General features: G+C 65.8%; 17 protein-coding genes and 1 tRNA gene. 11 read left to right on the top strand and 7 right to left on the bottom strand.

The genetic code is table 11. The features are described 5' to 3' along the window. Position 1 precedes the first annotated feature (1 nt). From AC1C2O_RS09630 to AC1C2O_RS09620, 3 genes are read left to right on the top strand one after another with little or no spacing between them, the layout of a single operon-like run. Positions 2 to 883 carry a branched-chain amino acid ABC transporter permease gene (locus AC1C2O_RS09630; RefSeq protein WP_495430214.1) on the top strand — a complete coding sequence of 294 codons (882 nt, stop codon included), beginning with the start codon at positions 2 to 4 and terminating at the stop codon, positions 881 to 883. A gap of 20 nt (positions 884 to 903) precedes the next feature. Then, positions 904 to 1,908 carry a branched-chain amino acid ABC transporter permease gene (locus AC1C2O_RS09625; RefSeq protein ID WP_495430213.1) on the top strand — a complete coding sequence of 335 codons (1,005 nt, stop codon included), beginning with the start codon at positions 904 to 906 and terminating at the stop codon, positions 1,906 to 1,908. Beyond that, a complete protein-coding gene (locus AC1C2O_RS09620; RefSeq protein WP_495430212.1) occupies positions 1,905 to 3,179 on the top strand; it encodes an ABC transporter substrate-binding protein in 1,275 nt (424 codons plus the stop codon). Before AC1C2O_RS09625 ends, AC1C2O_RS09620 begins: the two co-directional genes overlap by 4 nt. A gap of 61 nt (positions 3,180 to 3,240) precedes the next feature. Here AC1C2O_RS09620 and AC1C2O_RS09615 read toward each other — a convergent pair whose 3' ends face one another. Then, positions 3,241 to 4,170: a LysR family transcriptional regulator gene (locus tag AC1C2O_RS09615; RefSeq protein ID WP_495430211.1), complete on the bottom strand. Its 930-nt coding sequence runs from the start codon at positions 4,168 to 4,170 to the stop codon at positions 3,241 to 3,243. A gap of 158 nt (positions 4,171 to 4,328) precedes the next feature. Here AC1C2O_RS09615 and AC1C2O_RS09610 point away from each other — a divergent pair, with 158 nt between their 5' ends. From AC1C2O_RS09610 to AC1C2O_RS09585, 6 genes are all read left to right on the top strand, one after another. Further along, entirely contained in the window at positions 4,329 to 5,339 is a 1,011-nt protein-coding gene (locus AC1C2O_RS09610) for a VOC family protein (protein ID WP_495430210.1), read from the top strand. 89 nt (positions 5,340 to 5,428) lie between these two features. Continuing rightward, positions 5,429 to 6,388 carry a fumarylacetoacetate hydrolase family protein gene (locus AC1C2O_RS09605; protein ID WP_495430209.1) on the top strand — a complete coding sequence of 320 codons (960 nt, stop codon included), beginning with the start codon at positions 5,429 to 5,431 and terminating at the stop codon, positions 6,386 to 6,388. Beyond that, positions 6,385 to 7,383, top strand: coding sequence for a cyclase family protein (locus tag AC1C2O_RS09600; protein WP_495430208.1), 999 nt, complete (start codon positions 6,385 to 6,387; stop codon positions 7,381 to 7,383). The genes AC1C2O_RS09605 and AC1C2O_RS09600 overlap by 4 nt, the downstream gene beginning before the upstream one ends. Positions 7,384 to 7,421: 38 nt before the next feature. Then, on the top strand, positions 7,422 to 8,558 hold the full coding sequence (locus tag AC1C2O_RS09595) for an FAD-dependent monooxygenase (RefSeq protein ID WP_495430207.1): 1,137 nt from the start codon (positions 7,422 to 7,424) through the stop codon (positions 8,556 to 8,558). After that, a complete protein-coding gene (locus AC1C2O_RS09590; protein WP_495430206.1) occupies positions 8,555 to 9,568 on the top strand; it encodes an amidohydrolase family protein in 1,014 nt (337 codons plus the stop codon). Before AC1C2O_RS09595 ends, AC1C2O_RS09590 begins: the two co-directional genes overlap by 4 nt. After that, positions 9,565 to 10,539, top strand: a complete 975-nt coding sequence (locus AC1C2O_RS09585; RefSeq protein ID WP_495430205.1) for a fumarylacetoacetate hydrolase family protein — start codon at positions 9,565 to 9,567, stop codon at positions 10,537 to 10,539. The genes AC1C2O_RS09590 and AC1C2O_RS09585 overlap by 4 nt, the downstream gene beginning before the upstream one ends. A gap of 33 nt (positions 10,540 to 10,572) precedes the next feature. Here AC1C2O_RS09585 and AC1C2O_RS09580 read toward each other — a convergent pair whose 3' ends face one another. Genes AC1C2O_RS09580 through AC1C2O_RS09565 form a run of 4 tightly spaced genes read right to left on the bottom strand, consistent with a single transcriptional unit; the run spans position 10,573 to position 14,704 of the window. Continuing rightward, on the bottom strand, positions 10,573 to 12,285 hold the full coding sequence (locus AC1C2O_RS09580; RefSeq protein ID WP_495430203.1) for a D-apionate lactonase family protein: 1,713 nt from the start codon (positions 12,283 to 12,285) through the stop codon (positions 10,573 to 10,575). A gap of 16 nt (positions 12,286 to 12,301) precedes the next feature. Further along, positions 12,302 to 13,057 carry an SDR family NAD(P)-dependent oxidoreductase gene (locus tag AC1C2O_RS09575; protein ID WP_495430202.1) on the bottom strand — a complete coding sequence of 252 codons (756 nt, stop codon included), beginning with the start codon at positions 13,055 to 13,057 and terminating at the stop codon, positions 12,302 to 12,304. A 1-nt stretch (position 13,058) separates the two neighbouring features. Continuing rightward, positions 13,059 to 13,913 carry a phosphogluconate dehydrogenase C-terminal domain-containing protein gene (locus AC1C2O_RS09570; protein WP_495430201.1) on the bottom strand — a complete coding sequence of 285 codons (855 nt, stop codon included), beginning with the start codon at positions 13,911 to 13,913 and terminating at the stop codon, positions 13,059 to 13,061. Continuing rightward, a complete protein-coding gene (locus AC1C2O_RS09565; RefSeq protein WP_495430200.1) occupies positions 13,910 to 14,704 on the bottom strand; it encodes a sugar phosphate isomerase/epimerase family protein in 795 nt (264 codons plus the stop codon). Before AC1C2O_RS09565 ends, AC1C2O_RS09570 begins: the two co-directional genes overlap by 4 nt. A 68-nt stretch (positions 14,705 to 14,772) precedes the next feature. Here AC1C2O_RS09565 and AC1C2O_RS09560 point away from each other — a divergent pair, with 68 nt between their 5' ends. Both AC1C2O_RS09560 and AC1C2O_RS09555 read left to right on the top strand, forming a co-directional pair. Then, the gene (locus AC1C2O_RS09560) at positions 14,773 to 15,519 is read left to right on the top strand and encodes a FadR/GntR family transcriptional regulator (RefSeq protein ID WP_495430199.1); all 747 of its coding nucleotides are present in this window, start codon (positions 14,773 to 14,775) and stop codon (positions 15,517 to 15,519) included. A gap of 68 nt (positions 15,520 to 15,587) precedes the next feature. Further along, positions 15,588 to 15,677 (top strand) — tRNA-Ser (locus AC1C2O_RS09555). Positions 15,678 to 16,125: 448 nt separating this feature from the next. Here AC1C2O_RS09555 and AC1C2O_RS09550 read toward each other — a convergent pair. Both AC1C2O_RS09550 and AC1C2O_RS09545 read right to left on the bottom strand, forming a co-directional pair. Continuing rightward, positions 16,126 to 17,094 (bottom strand): hypothetical protein, encoded by a 969-nt coding sequence (locus AC1C2O_RS09550; RefSeq protein ID WP_495430198.1) that lies wholly within the window; start codon positions 17,092 to 17,094, stop codon positions 16,126 to 16,128. Position 17,095: 1 nt separating this feature from the next. Beyond that, on the bottom strand, positions 17,096 to 17,437 hold the full coding sequence (locus tag AC1C2O_RS09545) for a PadR family transcriptional regulator (RefSeq protein WP_495430197.1): 342 nt from the start codon (positions 17,435 to 17,437) through the stop codon (positions 17,096 to 17,098). Positions 17,438 to 18,124: the final 687 nt, after the last annotated feature.

Below are 18,124 nucleotides of genomic sequence, written 5' to 3'. Positions count from 1 at the left end.
CGTGGGCACCTTCATTCAACTCGTGGTCGACGGCCTCTCCGCCGGCTCGATCTACGCGGCGCTGGCACTGGCGATCGTGCTCGTGAACCAGGCGACCGGTCTCATCAACTTCGCCCAGGGTGGTATGGCGGTCCTCGCCGCGTATTTCGCCTATGCGTTTCTTCAGTGGGGGCTGCCGCTGATCCTCGCGATCCTCCTCTCGATCCTCGTGTCCTGCGCTCTCGGTGCGATCATCGAACGCTTCCTGATGCGCCGATTCGAACAGGGCGACCCCGACACCGCGGTGGTGGTGACGATCGGGCTGCTGATGTTGATCACGGGGTTGTGCGGGTACATCTGGAGCTTCAACAACCTGCAGTTCCCGTCGCTGTTCCCCGTGGAGAACATCAGTTTCCTCGGCGCGGTACTCAGTATCCGCTCCGTCGGCACGACGCTCGTGATCGTCGGCATCATGATCCTGCTGCAGCTGCTTTTCGTCGGCACCAAGCTCGGCTTGGCGCTGCGTGCAGTGGCAGTCAACCCGCAGTCGGCTTCGTTCTCGGGGCTGCCGGTCGGAAGGCTGCTGATGGTCGGCTGGGGGCTGGCGGCAGGACTCGGGGCGATCGCCGGCGCGCTGATCGCCCCCTCGCTCACGCTCACTCCGGGGATGATGGATTCGGCTTTGGTCTACGCTCTCGCCGCGGTCATCCTCGGTGGTCTGTCGAGTCCGGTCGGCGTGGTGATCGCCGCATGGCTGATCGGCGTCTTGGAGAACCTGGCCGCGGTCTACGTGCCCTTCATCGGCTACGACCTGAAGGTCGCGGTGCCGTTCATCTTGATCTTCGTGGTGCTCATCGTGCGCCCGCAAGGCCTTTTCGGCCGGAAAGACGTGGTGCGCGTGTGATGGCGTCGGCGAAGGAATTCATGAGCAGGCCGTGGGTGCGCTGGGCTGGCGTGCTGCTGGTCGTCCTGCTTCTGCTGATCGCTCCGCTCATCCTCCCGGTCTTCGTCAACCAGACGCTCGCCCGCATTGGCGTCTTTGCCGTCGCGGTGCTGGGACTCAACGTGGTCATGGGCTATACCGGTCAGGTCTCGCTCGGGCAGATCTTCTTCGTCGGCCTCGGCGCATATGTCACCGCTTACGGCGTGAACGCTGGCTGGAACATCGCACTCGTTTTGGTCCTCGCCGCGCTCGTGCCTGCGGTAGTCGGCCTGCTCATCGCGCTGGCCGCCGCACGGCTGAGCGGACTGGCGATCGCGATGGTCACGATCGCGCTGCCCATTGTCGGCGTCCCGCTCGCCAAACGACTCGCGGAGTTCACCGGGGGTTCGCAGGGCACATCGGCGCGGTTCTCGGGCGCACCGGACTGGTCGGGCCTGGCGGATGATCAGTGGCAGCTGTACATCGTGTTCGCTATCGCTGGGGTTGTGTTCGTGCTGACTCGCAACCTGATGCGGGGAAAGTATGGCCGGGCGTTCACGATCGTAAAGGGCAACGAGGCCGTCGCATCATCGATGGGCATCTCGCCATATCGCTACAAGGTGCTCGCGTTCACGATCGCGTCTCTCATCGGCGGCGTCAGCGGCTTCCTCTACATGGTCGTCGTGCAGTACACCTCGCCCGAGACGATGAGTTTTGGGCATTCGATCACACTGCTGGCCTCCATGGTGATCGGCGGCGCGGGCAGCATTCTCGGCTCGCTGCTGGGCGGCGCGTACTACGTGCTGGCACCGCAACTGACCAATGCCGTCGATTCGAGTCTCACGGCAGTGATGCAAGGCATCATCCTCCTCGTGATCCTGTTCGTCCTCCCCGGCGGCCTGGTCTCGCTTCCCCGGCTCTGGCGTCGACGAAGACGAGGCCGGGATGCCGCATCACCCGATCCCACCCGAACCGCGCTATCTGAAAGAAAGAGGCAGGACACATGAGAACGTTCAGCAGCAAGAGGCGAACAGCCTCGGTCATCGCAGGGATCGGCATCGTCGCCGTCCTCGCAACGGGGTGCGCACGCGGAGGCGGGGGCGACGACGATCCTGGTGAAGGGTCGGCCGAAGCCAGCCCGGGCATCACCGACGACAGCATCACGCTGGGCATCACCAGCCCCCTGAGTGGTGCGACCGCCGGCCCCGGCAACTGCACGGTCGACGGTGCACTCGCCTACTTCGGTGTCAAGAACGCCGAGGGCGGCATTGAGTTCGGCGATGGAAAGACCCGCACCGTCGAGATCAAGGCGTACGACGACACCTACGATCCGCAGAAGGCCCTGGCGAACTTCCAGCAGATGGTGTCCGACGGTGTCTTCGCCGCGGGCCTCGGGCTCGGCACGCCGACAAACCGCGCCTGGCGCGAAGCGGCCATCGATGAGGGCGTCCCGCAGGTGCTGGTGCAGACGGGGGACCCGATCTTCAGCGACCGCGAAGCGAGCCCCGAACAGATCGGCTTGGTCCCGATCTACCAGCAGGAGGGCGCCGCATTCGGCGAACTGCTCGCCGCCTCGGCTGAAGAGCACAAGGTCGCCGTCCTGTCGCAGAACGACGACTACGGCGACGGCTACGTCGAGGGGTTCATGGAGGCCATCGACGGCGCGGACAACATCGAGGTCGTCAAAGAGCTCACCTACGAGGCGACCGACACCTCGGTGGACGCGCAGATCATCGAACTCGCCGCCAGCGACGCGGACGTGTTCTTCAACGCGATGTCGATCACGCCGTTGGTCATCTCCGCGCTGAAGAAGACCGAGGAACTCGGCTGGACACCCAGCTGGTTCCTGCCGTCGAACACGTCGAGCCCCGGCGGCATCCTGCAGCAGCCGGACGTGCACGCCGATGTCTTCCCCGGCATCTACACCGTCGCCTTCTCGGAGTCGGCGGCGAGCCCGATGTTCCAGGAGAGCGAAGAGGGGAAGGAGTTCCTCGCCGCGATCGACGAATACACCGATCAGGAGGGCGTCCCTGCGTTCCCGCACTGCGTGTGGAGCTGGATTGGCGCGGCGACCCTTGAGCAGGCGTTCAGCCAGATGAAGGAGCCGACGCGCGAGAGCTTCATGGAGGCGCTCATGAGCATCAAGGACTACGAGGCGCCGTTCATGCTCGAGGGATCGGTTATCGACACCACGGTCGACGGCAAGCCCGCCGTGTCTGACGTTGTCGTGCAGAAGTACAACGGCAAGGGATACGCCACGGCGGAGGCGTTCGGGTGAAATGAACCGAGCTGAACCGAGCTGAACCGAGAGGCCGGAGCGCGATTCGGCCTCTCGGCAACTAGTGCGCGTCTCCGAGTTCCGCCGCAGCCTGCACGAAAAGCCCGCGCATCCACTGGTGCTCGGGATCGCGGTCGTGCACAGGATGCCACCACACGGCGTTGAGCACCGGGGTCGCGTCGAAGGGCAGGGCGAAGGTACGCACGCCAGCGGAGCGCTCGAGAGCGGGTGCGACAGACGCCTGCACCAGACCGAGTCGATCGGTGCCCTCGATGAAATACGCCAGGGCGAGGAAACTCTCCACGACGGCCTCGAATCTCGGCTCGATGCCAAGCTGCTGGATCTGGCGACTCGCCGAGGTGAACGCCTCGCGGGACTGATAGGTGAAGACCCAGGGACGCGCAGAGAGATCGGCCATCGTGGCCCGCTCGCCGATCGTCGTGTCGTGCGTGCTTGTGATCCCCACCCAGTGGTCCTGCCAGAGGTCGGCGTACGGCAGATCGCTGAGGAAGCCGTGCGGGATGAGCATCGCGTCCGCCGAGCGCAGCCTCGTTGCGGCATCCTCCACGACTGCCGGACTGTGCAGCATGAACCGGAAGCGCACCCCGGGCGCTTGCTGTCGGGCCAGCAGACTGACGCGTCGCCCGACGGTCACGAAGGAATAGTCCGACCCGTAGATGGCGAACTCGCGTGTCGACAGCTCCGGATTCCACGCCGCCTGGCTCTCGAACACTCGCCTAGCGGCTTCGAGCGCCGTGGTGGTGTGGTCCGTGAGTCGGATGGCAAGTGGGGTCAGCTCGTAGGAGTTCCCGCGGCGGGCGAGGATCGGATCGTCGAAGTGCGTACGCAGTCGCGCGAGCGAGGCGCTGAGAGCGGGCTGGCTGAGATGCAGTCGCTCTGCTGCCCTGGTGACGCTGCGCTCGGTGAGCAGTGCGTCCAAAGACACGAGCAGGTTCAGGTCAAGGCGGGAGAGCAGCGGTTGATCAGACACGGGCAGGGTCTTCCTCAGGTGGATAAGGGCTCGTCGGTGAGCTGAGGCCGATCGTATCAGTCGCACTGATACCGGAGATAGCTGAATTCGGATTCCCTGATACTTGCAGCTCGGCGCAGAGTAGGAACACGACGAGCCCACCTCAGAAGGAATCAACGATGATTAAACTGCTCTCCCATCTCTCCTATGTGGCGATCACGACGCCTGACGTCGAGGCGTCGGTCGAGTTCTACAAGACTCAGGTCGGCCTCACCGAGGTCGCTCGAGAGGACGATCGCGTGTACTTGCGCTGCTGGGGCGACTACTACTCGTACTCAGTTGTTGTCGTCGAAGGCGCAGAGCCCGCCCTCGAGACCATGGCGTGGCGCACGACCAGCGCCGAGGCGCTCGAAGAGGCCGCGAAGCGCATCGAGGCTGCCGGCATCCAGGGCGAGTGGTTCGACGGCTACAAGATCGGCCGGGCGTACCGCTTCACCGGGCCCTACGGCCACAGCATGACCCTGCACTGGGACGTCACCCGTCACCAGGCGCAGGGTGACACAGCATCCATCTATCCCGACCGTCCGGAGAAGCGCTCGACCGTCGCGGGCGCACCGCGCCAACTCGACCATGTCACCATCGCGGCGAGTGACGTTGACGGCTTCGTCCAGTGGTACGTCGACGTGCTCGGTTTCCGGTTCATGGCCCGCACGGTTCTGGACGAGGTACCGATCTCGGTGTTCTCCGTGCTCACCACGAACGAAAAGTCACACGACCTCGGTATCGTCCTCGACAGCTCCAGCCTCGCAGGGCGCATCAATCACTACGCGTTCTGGGTCGACACCCGCGAGGAGCTACTCATCGCCGCGGATACGCTCATGGAAAATGGCACCCCGATCGAATACGGACCGAACATCCACGGCATCGGTGAGCAGACGTTCTTGTACTACCGCGAGCCGTCGACGATGCGTATCGAAGTGAACACCGGCGGCTACCGCAACTACGTTCCGGACTGGGATGCCCAGACCTGGCGCCCGTCGCAGGGATCGAGCAACTTCTATCGCAACGGCTCCATGCCGATGTCGATGACCGAGTCGTTCCCGCCAGCGGACGGACCATCCGCGACCGAAGAGGGCGTGCCCGACGAGATCAAAGACCTGCTGCTGAACCCGTACACCCAGCACGGCTAGGGCTGAGTGGACAGGAGGGGTGCGGTGATGCCGCGCCCCTCCTCCCACCCTCATGACACAGACTGAGAAACGAAACTGGAGAAGGATCGATGACGACCACCACGGCACCCTTCGCGCTGGCCCGCTACCGGGACGGCGCTTCTGCGCGTCTCGGGCTGGTAGCGGGAGACCGCATCCGACCGCTGGATGACGAGGACCTCGGCGCAGCCGGGCTGAACGCATTCCTCGCCGCCCCCGACTGGGATCGCCTCGGCGCGCTCGCCGAAAGTGCTGACGGCGCCTGGCGTCCGCTGGACGAGGTCGTGCTGACCGCGCCGGTCGAGCCGCGCCAGGTGCTGCAGACCGGAGCGAACTACCGTCAGCACGTGATCGAGCTGGTCGCCGCCGGAGTGTCGAAGAACAGCGGTCGCACAATCGAAGAAGCTCGCGAGTTCGCGGCCAAGCTGATGGACGATCGGGCCGTGAACGGTGAGCCCTACTTCTTCATCGGCCTGCCCGCGTGCGTCGTCGGCGACGACGTACCGCTCGTGCTGCCGGGCTACAGCGAGGTGCATGACTGGGAGCTGGAGCTGGCCGTAGTGATCGGTCGGGAGGCGTTTCGGGTGACTCGCGAGGATGCCCTCGAGCACGTGGCCGGCTACACCATGGTCAACGACGTCACCACGCGTGACCTCGTATTCCGCGAGGACATGAAAGACATCGGCACCGACTGGTACCGCGGCAAGAACGCCCCCGGCTTCCTGCCCACTGGTCCCTTCTTGGTGCCGGCCGAGTTCGTGGATGCTAGCAATGCGGCGGTGCGACTCGAATTGAATGGACAGGTGATGCAGGACGCCTCCACCGCCGACCTGCTCTTTGACATCCCCGCACTGATCTCGGCGGCCTCGCAGAACATGCCGCTGCTGCCGGGCGACCTGCTGCTTACCGGAAGTCCCGCGGGCAATGGTCAGCACTGGAAGAGGTTCCTGCGCGACGGCGACGTCATGACAGGGACGATCGGCAACCTCGGCACCCAGGTCATCCGCTGCGTCGCGGAGGAGGCGTCATGACCGGTCCGTCCGAGAACCCCGCCGACCTCGACCGCCAGGATCCAGAGGCGGAGATCGCCCTCCGCGCCGAGGCGTTCCGCAACTGGGGCCGCTGGGGCGAGCACGACGCGCTCGGCACGCTGAACTTCATCGACGCGGCCAAGCGCGTGCAGGCCGCGAGCCTGGTCCGCGACGGCCGGGCGATCTCGCTCTCGCAGCCCTTCGACACAGACGGTCCGCAAAAGGGTTGGCGCCGACGCACCAACCCGGTGCACACGATGACCGACACCGGCACCGATGCCGAACGCGGCAATCAGGGCTTCCCGCACGGGATCGGCGGCGCGGATGACGTGATCGCCATGCCGTTGCAGTGCTCGACCCAGTGGGACGGTCTCGGCCACATCTTCGACCACGGGAACGCCTGGAACGGTCGGCGCGCGGGCGACGTGGTCACAAGTGATGGCGACCTCATCACAGGCATTGAGCATGCGGCATCCGTCGTCATCTCCCGCGGTGTGCTGCTCGATGTCGGCCGGCATCTGCACCCCGAGACGGGCGAGCTCGACGACGGCCACGCGATCACCGTCGCCGACCTCGAGGCGACTGCCGCAGCGCAGGGCGACTCCGCCCGCATCGGCCGCGGCGACATCGTGCTCGTCCGCACCGGTCAGTACGCGCGCACCCGCCGCGACGGTTGGGGCGACTATGCAGGCGGACCCGCACCCGGCCTTTCACTCACCACTGCCGGCTGGCTGCATCGCACCGAGATCGCCGCTATCGCGACCGACACCTGGGGCTTCGAGGTGCGCCCGAACGAGTTTGACGCGCCGGCCTTCCAGCCGCTGCACCAGGTCGTAATCCCGAACATGGGACTCACGATCGGCGAGATGTGGAACCTCGACGAGCTCGCCGCGACCTGCGGAGAGCTCGGCCGCTGGGAGTTCCTGCTCTCCGCCCCGCCCCTGCCCATCACGGGTGCGGTCGGCTCTCCGATCAATCCCATCGCCCTTCTCTAGCTTTCCGATGCACCACACCAGAACAAGGAGGTTCTGACATGACCGCAGTATCCAAGGTCGCGATCGCCGGCAGCGGCGTCGCAGGACTCGCCGCAGCGATCCAGCTGGCGAAAGCGGGCGTCGAGGTCGACGTCTTCGAAGCCAAACCCGATTTGAGCGCCCTCGGTTCGGGCATCTCCCTGCAGGGGAACGCACTGCGCTGCTTCGACGCGATTGGTGCCTGGGACGACATCAGGGAGGCAGGCTACCCGTTCGAGGGGCTGAACCTCCGAGCTCCCGGACCCGACGCACCGATCGTCGCATCGCTTCCCGACGTGAAGACCGGAGGCCCCGAGTACCCGGCCGCGATGGGGATGCCGCGTGCCGAACTGGCACGCATCCTGCTCGCCCACGCGCAGGCGGCGGGCGTCAACCTCGTCTTCGGCGCGAAGGTCACCGGAATCGACGCGAGCGCACCGGACTCCGTCGAGGTGTTCGTGGATGGTGGATCCGCCGGAGCATACGACCTGCTGATCGGCGCTGACGGTCTGCACTCGACCGTTCGCGGACTCATCGGGATCGAGACCAAGCCCGAGCCGAACGGCATGGGCATCTGGCGCACTTTCGTGTCACGTCCGGCCGAGGTCGAGCGCAGTGAGCTGTACTACGGCGGACCGGTGTACATCGCCGGCTACACGCCCACTGGCGAGGACTCGATGTATGCGTTCCTGGTCGAGAAGGCGCAAGACCGATTCAGCCATTCCGACGAGGATGCGACGCGCATCATGCTCGAGGAGTCTCGGGCCTATGCAGGCCCGTGGGACTCTATCCGCACCGACCTGGAGAAGGGCGCGCACGCGAACTACACCTGGTTCACGCGGCACATCGTCGACGCACCCTGGAACCGCGGACGCGTCGTGATCATCGGCGACGCTGCGCATTCCTGCCCTCCGACGATCGCGCAGGGCGCCGCGCAAGGGCTGGAGGATGCCGTCGTTCTCACTGAGCTTCTGGTGGCGGCAGACGTCATCAACGAGGCGCTGTGGGACGAGTTCCACAGCCGCAGGATTCCCCGGGCGACGGCTGTTGTTGAGGCGTCTTCGCAGCTCGCGCAGTGGCAGATCGACGGCGACCGCGACGCCGACGCGGGTGGGTTGATCTTTGGGATCGCGAAGCAGATGGCGGCACCGGCATGAGCGTCCGCGTGACGGATGTGCACGCCCATCTCCTACTGCCGTCGATCCAGGCGGCGGTGGAGGCGCGAGTGCCAGAGCTGGTCGCAGAGGCCGCCGCGCTTGAGCTGAAGCGCAACGGTGCGGAGAGCGCGGCTGTGTCCGGCCCCATGGTCGGCGCCCGCATCCCGAAACTCACTTCGGTCACCGAACGGCTCGCCGCGATGGACCAGCAGGGTGTCCAGGTGCAGTGGGTGAGCGCGTCGCCAAACCACTTCTATCCGTGGGCGCCGGAGGGCCTCGCGGTGTGGGCTTCGAACGAGGCGAACAGGCTCGTGGCCGAGCACGTGGCGCAGGCCCCGGATCGGCTCGTCGGGCTCGGACTCGTCCCGCTGCAGCATCCGGAGCGAATCGTGGAGTGCCTCGATGATGCCGTGCTCGGGCGGGGACTGGCCGGCGTGGAAATATCCTCGTTCGCCGGCGATGTTGAGCTGTCGGACGAGCGGCTCGAGCCGTTCTGGGCGCGTGCCGCCGAACTCGGTTGCGTGCTTTTCCTGCATCCGTTCGGCTGCAGCCTGGATGAGCGGCTCGACCGCTTCTACCTGGCCAACACGGTCGGTCAACCGACTGAGAACGCGGTGGCGCTTTCGCACCTTATCTTCGCGGGTGTGCTCGATCGGCATCCGGAGCTGAAAATCATCGCGGCGCACGGCGGAGGCTACCTGCCATTCGCGATCGGCCGCTCCGACCGGGCTTGGGCCGTACGGCCCGAGGCGCAGCGCTGCGCCGAGGCGCCATCGACGTATCTGAAGAAGCTCTGGTTCGACACGGTCGTGCACAGTCCCACATCACTCCGGCAGCTGATCGATGTCGCCGGCGCCGACCGGGTGGTTCTCGGCAGCGACTTCCCGTTCGACATGGGGCTCGACGACCCGGTGGCGTTCGTGCAGGACGCAGGGCTTTCCGCCGAGATCGCCGAGCGCATCCTGGCCGGGAACGCCGCCGACCTGCTGACAGCGAGGGTGCAGGCATGAGGATCGCTCGCTGGGAGAGCGGACAGGGCGTCAGCGAGGGTTTCATCATTGCTGACAGGGTGGTGCCGTTTCCCGACGGTCTCACTGTCACCGACGTGCTGCGGCGCGGTCTCGCCGAGGCTCACTCCGTGTTTGAGCGGGTCGAGAGCGCCGGTGAGCCGCTGGCCGACGTGCGCCTGCTCGCACCGGTGGTGCCAGCCTCGGTGCGGGACTTCGTCGCGTTCGAGGAGCACGTCGAAGGAGTGAGCGCCGGGGTCGAGGGCAAGAGTGACGTCGCCGCGGAGTGGTACGACGCACCGACGTTCTACTTCACGAACCCGCACACCATCTCGGGTCCTGGAGACGTGCTGCGTCCGCCGGTCACCGAGAAGCTCGACTTCGAACTCGAACTCGCGATCGTCATCGGCGCCGATGCACAAGCAGGGGAGTCGAACCTCGACGCGCAGTCCGCGGCATCCGTCATCTTCGGCTACACGATCATGAACGACTGGTCAGCGCGTGACCTCCAGGCCCGCGAGATGAAGGTGCGTCTGGGGCCGGCAAAGGGCAAGGACTTCGGCACGACGCTGGGCCCGTGGATCGTCACCGCCGACGAGGTGGCGCCGTATCTCGATGATGACGGTTTCCTGGCGCTCCGCGCCGAGGTGTACGTCAACGGCGAGCTGATCGGCGAGGACCTGCTATCGAACGCCGGTTGGCCATTTCCGGAGTTCGTTGCCTACGCTTCGCGCAACTCGCGCGTCGTGCCCGGCGATGTGCTCGGCTCGGGGACAGTCGGTAACGGCGGATGCCTCGGCGAGCTCTGGGGCCGCAACCAGGCCCTCACCCCGCCCCCGCTGCAGGAGGGCGACGAGGTGCGGATGGTTATCGAAGGCATCGGCGAACTCGTCAACACGGTTGGGGAGAAGGTGCCGGCACCGCCGCTCCCGCCGGCCCGGCTGCGTCCAAGGGACCGCCGCCGCGCGTCGTAGTACTCGCGACCACACGGGGAACGTTTGTCGGGGTCAGCGGGTGGCGCTCAAGCGTGTCCAGCTGCCGGGTTCGACGACGACGTCCTGCGTCGCTCCGCCCGTCACCTGCACGCCGAACTTCCTCGTCACTCGATCGAGGTTCGCGACGAGCACGATGTCCTCGTCGGAACTGCGTGATCCGACCGCCCAGACGAGTCCATCCGGACTGTTGCCGGTCAGCAGGGTGCCACCGGCGAGCGAGATGAGCGACTCGATCGCCGCCGCGACCGGGAAGGCGCCGTCTGCGTCGCGCAGTCCACGCGGCCCGAACGTCTCGAACCAAGAGAGGCTCGCCACCCCGGGCGCGGCCAGGGCCGCCGCACTCGCGACCACCCACGCGGCCAGCTCCGCGGCGCGTTGCCGTTCGTCGGCCGCCCCGGTGAACTGGGCGCCGTACCCCTCGGAGAGTTCGCCACGGGTCGGCGCCGGCTCCGGGCTGGTCGCGACGTTGTTGAAGCGCGGGCGCAGCGAGACCGGGCCGATGTGCACCGGTAAGCCGTCAGCGATCCGCACGGTCTGTTCGGCGATGAGCCGCTGCATCGGGAGAGCCTCGACGAGCTGCTCGGTGTCCAGGGAATGGAACAGCGGCGTGGTGTTCACGGCAATACCGTCCACGTCGCGCGGCACCTGGTGCTGCTCGCGGTTGAGCTCGGTGAAGTGCGAGCGCGCCCCGCCCAGGATCGGCACAGAAAGACCCGCAGAGGCGAGCGCGGTACGAGTAGCCTCGACGACGGCTCGGTTGCTCACGTGCATCGTGGCGTCGAACGGCGTCACTCGCTGCACGTCGTGATCCCGGAGCGAGCGCGCCGCTTGTTCGAGAAGCCCGGCTTCGCCGTCGGTCACGAGGCGAACGTCGATCGGACGCCGGTCGGCCGACGCTCTGGTCAGCGCCGCGGGCCAGTTAGGGGTGGTGAGGTCCAGCTCCACCACGCGGAACCCACCGATCGTGACTGCGGGGACCGGGTCCGGGGCAGTGCAGGCCTCGATTCCGATCTGCGGGAACGCGCCGGCCGGGTGCAGGCCGATGACGAGATCCGCACCGGACGTGGTGCCTCTGGCCGCCATGCCGTCGACCCGAATACTGATCGATTGCCGGACATGCTCGCCGGCTTCCAGGCGGTACGGGTACGGCAGCGAGAGTGGTCGGCTGTACGTCTTGAACGACGCGTCGGACCAGTTTCGTTGGTCCTCCATCTCGAACACTTCGCCGTCGAACCTAAGCGTGGTCGAGGCGGTCGAGCCGATCCGCAGCTCGCGGATGTCCATAATCGGCTGGTGGCCGCTGATCGCGACGGGCAGCATCGTCTGCTCCGCAGAACCGTCCGAGTGGGTGACCGTCACCGCCGACCCCGCAGCCATCGCCGGATGCAGCACGACGAGTCCGGCGCGGCAGGTGTCGAATCCCAACTCGTTGACGGCATCCCACGAGACGGTCAGCTCGTCGTCGCGGACGTCGACCCGCAGAAGCGCGGTGACACGAGCGCCGAGTCCGTCGTGGCGCAGCCGGAACTCGAGACCGTCAGGGGAGGTCGTGAACGACTCGACGACGACCGGCACGGTGTTCCAGCCATGGTCGCGTACGACGGCGCGCACGCCGCGCAGTACCAGCCGCCCATCCCGCCGGATGTCGGCGAGCTCGTCGCCGCGCACCTCGATGCTCCAGCCGTGCGCGCGCCAGGGCGCGGCATCCGTCCGCCACCACGTCATCGCAATCGTCCGATCGTCAGAGGTTCGTCATTCCACCGTCGACCGCGAACAGCGCGCCGGTCGCGAACTCTCCGTCGGCGCTTGCGAGGAACACCATGATGCCTTCGACATCGGTTGGTGTTCCTGCACGGCCCAGGGGGATTCGCCCGACGATCGCGGCACGAGACTCAGGGTCTTCGGAGATCGTCGAGACCAGCCCGGTTTCGGTGTACGCAGGAACCACCGTGTTCACGCGAATGCCGTCTGCGGCATATGCGGCGGCGACAGTGCGCGTGAGCCCGTGGATGCCGGCCTTCGATGCCGAGTAGGCCGTGAAGTCCTGCCCTTCTCCGTTGAGTCCGGTCGGGCTGCCGGTGAGGATGATCGAACCGCCGCCTGCGGCCAGCATCGCCCGCACCGAGTGCTTCACCGTCAGAAACGTGCCCGTCAGGTTGATGTCGATCGTGCGTCGCCAGACACCGAGATCCAGATCTGCGATCTTGGCATCCTGGCCGAAGAGCTGCACGCCGGCGTTCGCGACGACGACGTTCGGGCTCCAGCCCGCCCCGGTGAGCTCGACGAAGGCAGACTCGACGGATGTCTCATCCGAAATGTCCATCACCGCGGCGCGGGCGGATTCACCGATGGATGCAGTGACCAAAGATGCGGCATCCGCATCACGATCGGCGATGATCACGCGTGCACCTTCGCGTGCGAAACGCTCGGCGACAGCGCGACCGATCCCCGAGCCGGAGCCGGTGACCAGCGCGGTCTTTCCTTGAAGTCGTGTCATCTCAGCGGGTGATTTCGTCGAGGTGGAGCATGCGGGCGAGGTTCTTGTCGAGCTCATCATCGCGGAAGATCTTCTTCCAATCATCCTTGATGATGCTCTCGCGGCCGTAGTCCATCGCGATGAGGCACGCGTCAGAGAACGGGTTGTCGCCGCGCAGGCCGTTTGCGAGGGCCACCTGCGTGTGGCCGTAGAGGATGCTACGCGCAGCTGCCTCCGGCACGCCCATAGTGTTCACGGTCTCCTGCAGAGCCTCGTTGAGGAGTGCGCCGATCATGCAGGCGATTGTCTCCACGAGGGTCGGCTCGAGCTGCGCGAGCTGCTTGATCGTGACCCAGTGCACATCGATGACGGGCGCGTAGATCGCTCGCACTGTGGCCTCGACGATGGCCTTCTTGGTCGGGTCATCCGACTCGACTGCGGCAATGGCATCTTGTGGGGCGGCGATGCCACCGAAGGTGTCGGCCCACTGCTCCGGGGTCTCGCGCTGCAGGAAGATCGACGGGTGACACGGGTGGGCGACCGCCTGGATGATGTCCTCGCGGGTGGTGAGGAGCCCGGCATATGCGGCGGCAGGGTCGAGTGTCAGCACGATCGCGCCTGCGCGTAGCTGGGGGACGAGGTCCGCGGTCACAGGGCCGAGCGCCAGGTCGGGGACGGCGAGCACGACGATGTCGGCGTCGGCAACGGCTATCGAGGCATCCGTCAGCTCGCGGCCTGCGTCGAGGGTGCGCTGCTGTCCGGCGGGGGAGTTCTCCACATACCAGACGGTGTGGTCGGTCTTCACGAGGTTGTTGGACACGCGCATGCCCATCTTGCCGCCCGCGCCGATGACGGCGATCTTGTAGTTGTCGCTCATAGTGTGCTCCTCAGGTAGTCCAGGGTGGTGCGGGTCCATTCCCGCTCGGTTCGTATCGTTGTCGCAGCATCGTCCTGCCAGGGCAACCAGTGTTCGACAATCTCGTTGATGCCGCGTACGCGGGGGCGCACAGTCGCGAGCAGGTGGGCGTAATCGTGCAGGCCGGTGCCCATCTGCGCCCCGCTGTAGGTGAAGCCGACCCAGCCCGGCTGGCGGGCGAAGGCGAAGTCCTTCACGTGCACGTTCTTGGTGAGCGCCGCTGTCTGTTCGATGCAGGTGCGCGGAGATTCGAGTCTGGCCGTGACGTTCGCGGGGTCCAGGCAGATCCCGAGGCGGTCGCTTCCGACGCGTTCGATGACCCCGATGAGATCCGTCGTGGCGAGCTGTTCGTACGTCTCCAGTGCGAGCGTGACGCCCGCGGATTCGTATGCCGCCAGCGCGTGGCGCAGCCAGGTCTCGGCCTCGGCGAGGCTGGGGTGCGAATCCGGACCGTAGAGCATGCTGCGCACAAGGTGCGCATCGAAGAACTCCGCGAGTTTCAAGTAGCGGTTCAAGTGCTCGGGTGCGATGCCCTTCGTGCCCAGCTCGATGGTAAGGCCGAGGTCGCGGCCGGCGCGGGCGGCGTCGTGCAGCTCGGCGTCGTTCATCTGCTCCAGTGGTGCGTAGTCGCAGATCTGGAACAGATCGACACCCTGAGCGCGAGTGTCCTCAAATGCGCCGATGAGGTTCAGTGGCTCCGGTGCTCGTTCGGAATGCTGCCAGAAGTAGGCGTAGGTGCCGAGGCCGATCATGCTGCTAGTTTGGCAAACCGGTTGACCAATTGCAAGTCAAATCGTCACGATCAGAGTAAGTTGATTTCATGCCCGCATATCCCGGTGATCGAGTCGACGACATCACAGCTGCCCTCGGTTCGCTGCCGTCAGGGACCCCGGTGTCCGAAGTCGCGCGACGCCTGATGGACCTTTTCACCAGCGGGTCTGTCGCTTCTGGCACGCGGCTGCCACCCGAAAGGCAGCTCGCTGCGACGCTTGCGGTGGGGCGATCTGCGGTGCGTGAGGCCCTGGCGGCATTGGAGATTCTCGGAATCGTGGACGTGCGCCCAGGATCCGGCACCTATCTGCGAGGCGCGGCGAGCGAGCTTCTTCCGCAGACGCTGAGGTGGGGGCTCTTGATTGGTGAGCGACGCACCGGTCAGTTACTCGAGCTGCGTGAAGGCCTAGAGATCTACGTTGCGCGCCTTGCGGCGACGCGGGCGGACGAGGCGATTCTCGAGCGGATGGAGCGAATCGTCGAACGGATGCGCGCGACGGTGACCGAGTTGGCTGCGTTTGCGCGCGCCGACCTGGACTTTCATCATGCGCTGGCCGAAGCCGCAGGCAACGAGACGCTGACGGATCAGGTCCATGTCGTCCGGTCGCTGCTGCAGGTATACGCAGATCGGGCCGTGCATGATCGCGAGCACGCTGTGCGTGCGGTTGCTGAGCATGAGGCGGTCCTTGAAGCGGTCCGCGCGCAGGATGCCGACGCTGCAGCATCTGCAATGGCGGTGCATATGGCGACAGCAAGTGCGCGCCTGCTCGCGGATGCCCAGTCTGTGCTCGAGTAGTCGGTTCGCTCCGCTCTCTCTGAACGGTTATGCTTGCTGAGTGCATCCGAGTTTTGGCCTGGATGCCTGGAGACGTCGCATAGTGGCCTAGTGCACCACCCTGCTAAGGTGGAGTCCTCTTAAGGGGACCGAGGGTTCAAATCCCTCCGTCTCCGCCATAAAATCCCTGGTCAGAAGCAATGTCTTAAATGCTCTGCACTCGGTTTGCGTCAGATTGCCCACGGGATTGTGGACCAAGAGCGCCCGGCCCGTCCGGCAAACATGCGTGAAAGTGCTGACCAGTTGCATTTCGCTAAGGCGCGACGGAGACGGAGGGACATTGTCCCTCGGTCTCTCACCGACCCCTTGTCTGGCTCAAGAATGGCTCGCGAAAGTTTCGTCACACGGTGGCGCGAACCATACCGACAACGGTCCTCATGCTTTCAACTCGACAGAATGTGCATCAAACCCTGAGGCGGTTCAGGTCAGGCGTTGCCTTGGATGGGTCCTGTTCGCGGAGCACGCGCGATTGAGGCGACCGAGCGCGAACGAGACGGATTGAGGATGATTGAGACCGACGTCGACCAGGCCTGCCGACCCCATCAACGGAACCCGATAGACACACTGCTACGCGCGTGTTCTTCGGGACGTTGACCTACTGCGTCGGAAGGCGACGACCGCGTCGATTGCTGGGTATATGGCGAGCAGTCCCAAGAGGAGCCTCGCTGTGCTGTCGGTCACTGGGGCAATGAACACCGGCCCCGCAAGAGACCACCAAAGCAGCAGGCTGGCCCCGGCCAGAGACAGCACGCTGCGGGCGCGCAGAGTGGGTACAGTCCATCGCCCTGCGATGAGCACGAGCACGTACAGGACCAGCTCCGCCGCCCACAAGAGAAGCACCCAGGGCGCTCGCCACTGCAGGAACTCGGGGTCGAGTGCGAGGGCTTCGATGGCGGGTTTTGGGAGCCCGGGCGCCCAGGAGGGAAGCCAGGGGAGGGCGATGACGAGGGCGGCGCCAAGCACCCCGGCCGCGATTCCAACGACCGTGCCTGGGCGACTGACCAGGTCGCGGTCGATCATTCGGGGCGGGGTAGGAGTCCAGGTCTTCGGCCCGGACTCGCGGCGGTGTGTGACCAGCGCGCCGATGAGTGTGAAGGTGATCACCACGCCGGGCCACCAGAGGGCGCCGATGCCGGGGCCGAGCCACCAGACGGTGAGGCGGCCCCACCAGGCGTTTGCGCCGTAGTCCCAGCCGAGGACGGGGATGACGCCGAGCATGATGGCTGGCAGAGTGATCGCCCAGATCAGCGCGACGCCACCGAGTGCGATCCAGGTGAATCGGGGGGCGTCGGAGGGACGGATGATCGTGAAGCCGGCGGGTCGATAGCGGTCCGCTACGTCCCGGGGTGTGCCGAAGGTTGTGAGCAGTCCCATGGCGAGTGTGGAGTCGGCTGGGCGACCGGCATCCGCTGCTCGACCATTTAGCTCCTCGTCGAGCAGCGAGCGGAGTTCGAGGGCGACGTCGGCGCGCTGGCGTCGCGGAAGGTGCCGTACGACGTCGGCCACGTAGCTGTCGATGATGGCGTTGGGATCCACTTCAGTCCTCCTCGGTCAGGAGCCGGTCCATCACCGACGCCAGCGACCCCCATGCGGAGGTCAGGTCTTGGAACAGCCCCGCGCCGAGCGTGCTGAGCTCGTAATAGCGGCGGGGAGGCCCGTCATCCGTCTGCCATTGCGACGCGAGTAGCCCCTGAGTCTCCAACCGCCGCAGTAGAGGGTAGAGCGTTCCCTCCTCGATAGGCATCCCGCGCTGGGCAAGTTCTTGCCGTAGGGAGTAGCCGTATTGCGGGGTGCGCAGCTGGGAGAGCACGGCCAGCACCAGGACACCCTTGCGGAGGTCCTGCTCAAGCCGACCGAGCTGCGTCCCGCGATCTACCATGCCGCACACATTACATAGAGTCACACAGTAACGCAAGTACCATGCTCGACCTCACCCATCCGCACCGTTGTGGGTGGCGTGCGGCCGTCTCGGTCGCAACACACGGGCACGCCACACGCGAGGCGAATATCGCCGCTCCGCCACCCCTGGGACGTCACCCGAACGGCTTTACCTCTAGCGCTACCAATTGCGGCACGCGAGACTGGTCTGAACGCAGAATGCTGCCGACGACGTGGCAGTGCCAGAGTCGGGATCCGCGCCCACAGTTTGCGTCAAATTGCCCACGGAAGTTTGCGCAGAAGGCCTCCGATTCGTCTTGCGGCCGCGTATCAAAGCCCTGTTCACGCGACCTTTCATCTTCGTGCGCCGCGAGGAGACGGAGGGACATTTTCCCTCGGTCTCTCACCGTTCCCTTGTCTGACTCAAGAATGGGTCGCTACGTGGCAGACGCCGCCTGCGCCCATCGACGACACGCACGCATCGGCGTACAATTTTGAATGACGGCTGACGGGTGATGGTGCTCTCGAACGGGTCGGGTAAGCCCTTCTCGGGCTTTCGTCCGCCCTGTGCCCGCCCACCGCGCGACGCGACTCATCAGCCTGAATCGGTCTGACTGGTTGGAGGTTGCGATGAACGCGGCGGCCGAGTCACGGTTCGAGTTGTGCAAGGTATCGGATGTTGAATGGT

The sequence above is a fragment of the Microbacterium sp. Y355 genome (assembly GCF_059445345.1).
Note: the sequence above shows the minus strand (reverse complement) of the source record. Positions and strands in the feature narration are given on the sequence as shown.

Coding starts and splice junctions, on each gene's coding strand:
- AC1C2O_RS09625 (WP_495430213.1), top strand. CDS start 904: ATGAGCAGGCCGTGGGTGCGCTGGGCTGGCGTGCTGCTGGTCGTCCTG.
- AC1C2O_RS09620 (WP_495430212.1), top strand. CDS start 1,905: ATGAGAACGTTCAGCAGCAAGAGGCGAACAGCCTCGGTCATCGCAGGG.
- AC1C2O_RS09610 (WP_495430210.1), top strand. CDS start 4,329: ATGATTAAACTGCTCTCCCATCTCTCCTATGTGGCGATCACGACGCCT.
- AC1C2O_RS09605 (WP_495430209.1), top strand. CDS start 5,429: ATGACGACCACCACGGCACCCTTCGCGCTGGCCCGCTACCGGGACGGC.
- AC1C2O_RS09600 (WP_495430208.1), top strand. CDS start 6,385: ATGACCGGTCCGTCCGAGAACCCCGCCGACCTCGACCGCCAGGATCCA.
- AC1C2O_RS09595 (WP_495430207.1), top strand. CDS start 7,422: ATGACCGCAGTATCCAAGGTCGCGATCGCCGGCAGCGGCGTCGCAGGA.
- AC1C2O_RS09590 (WP_495430206.1), top strand. CDS start 8,555: ATGAGCGTCCGCGTGACGGATGTGCACGCCCATCTCCTACTGCCGTCG.
- AC1C2O_RS09585 (WP_495430205.1), top strand. CDS start 9,565: ATGAGGATCGCTCGCTGGGAGAGCGGACAGGGCGTCAGCGAGGGTTTC.
- AC1C2O_RS09580 (WP_495430203.1), bottom strand. CDS start 12,285: ATGACGTGGTGGCGGACGGATGCCGCGCCCTGGCGCGCGCACGGCTGG.
- AC1C2O_RS09575 (WP_495430202.1), bottom strand. CDS start 13,057: ATGACACGACTTCAAGGAAAGACCGCGCTGGTCACCGGCTCCGGCTCG.
- AC1C2O_RS09570 (WP_495430201.1), bottom strand. CDS start 13,913: ATGAGCGACAACTACAAGATCGCCGTCATCGGCGCGGGCGGCAAGATG.
- AC1C2O_RS09565 (WP_495430200.1), bottom strand. CDS start 14,704: ATGATCGGCCTCGGCACCTACGCCTACTTCTGGCAGCATTCCGAACGA.
- AC1C2O_RS09560 (WP_495430199.1), top strand. CDS start 14,773: ATGCCCGCATATCCCGGTGATCGAGTCGACGACATCACAGCTGCCCTC.
- AC1C2O_RS09545 (WP_495430197.1), bottom strand. CDS start 17,437: ATGGTAGATCGCGGGACGCAGCTCGGTCGGCTTGAGCAGGACCTCCGC.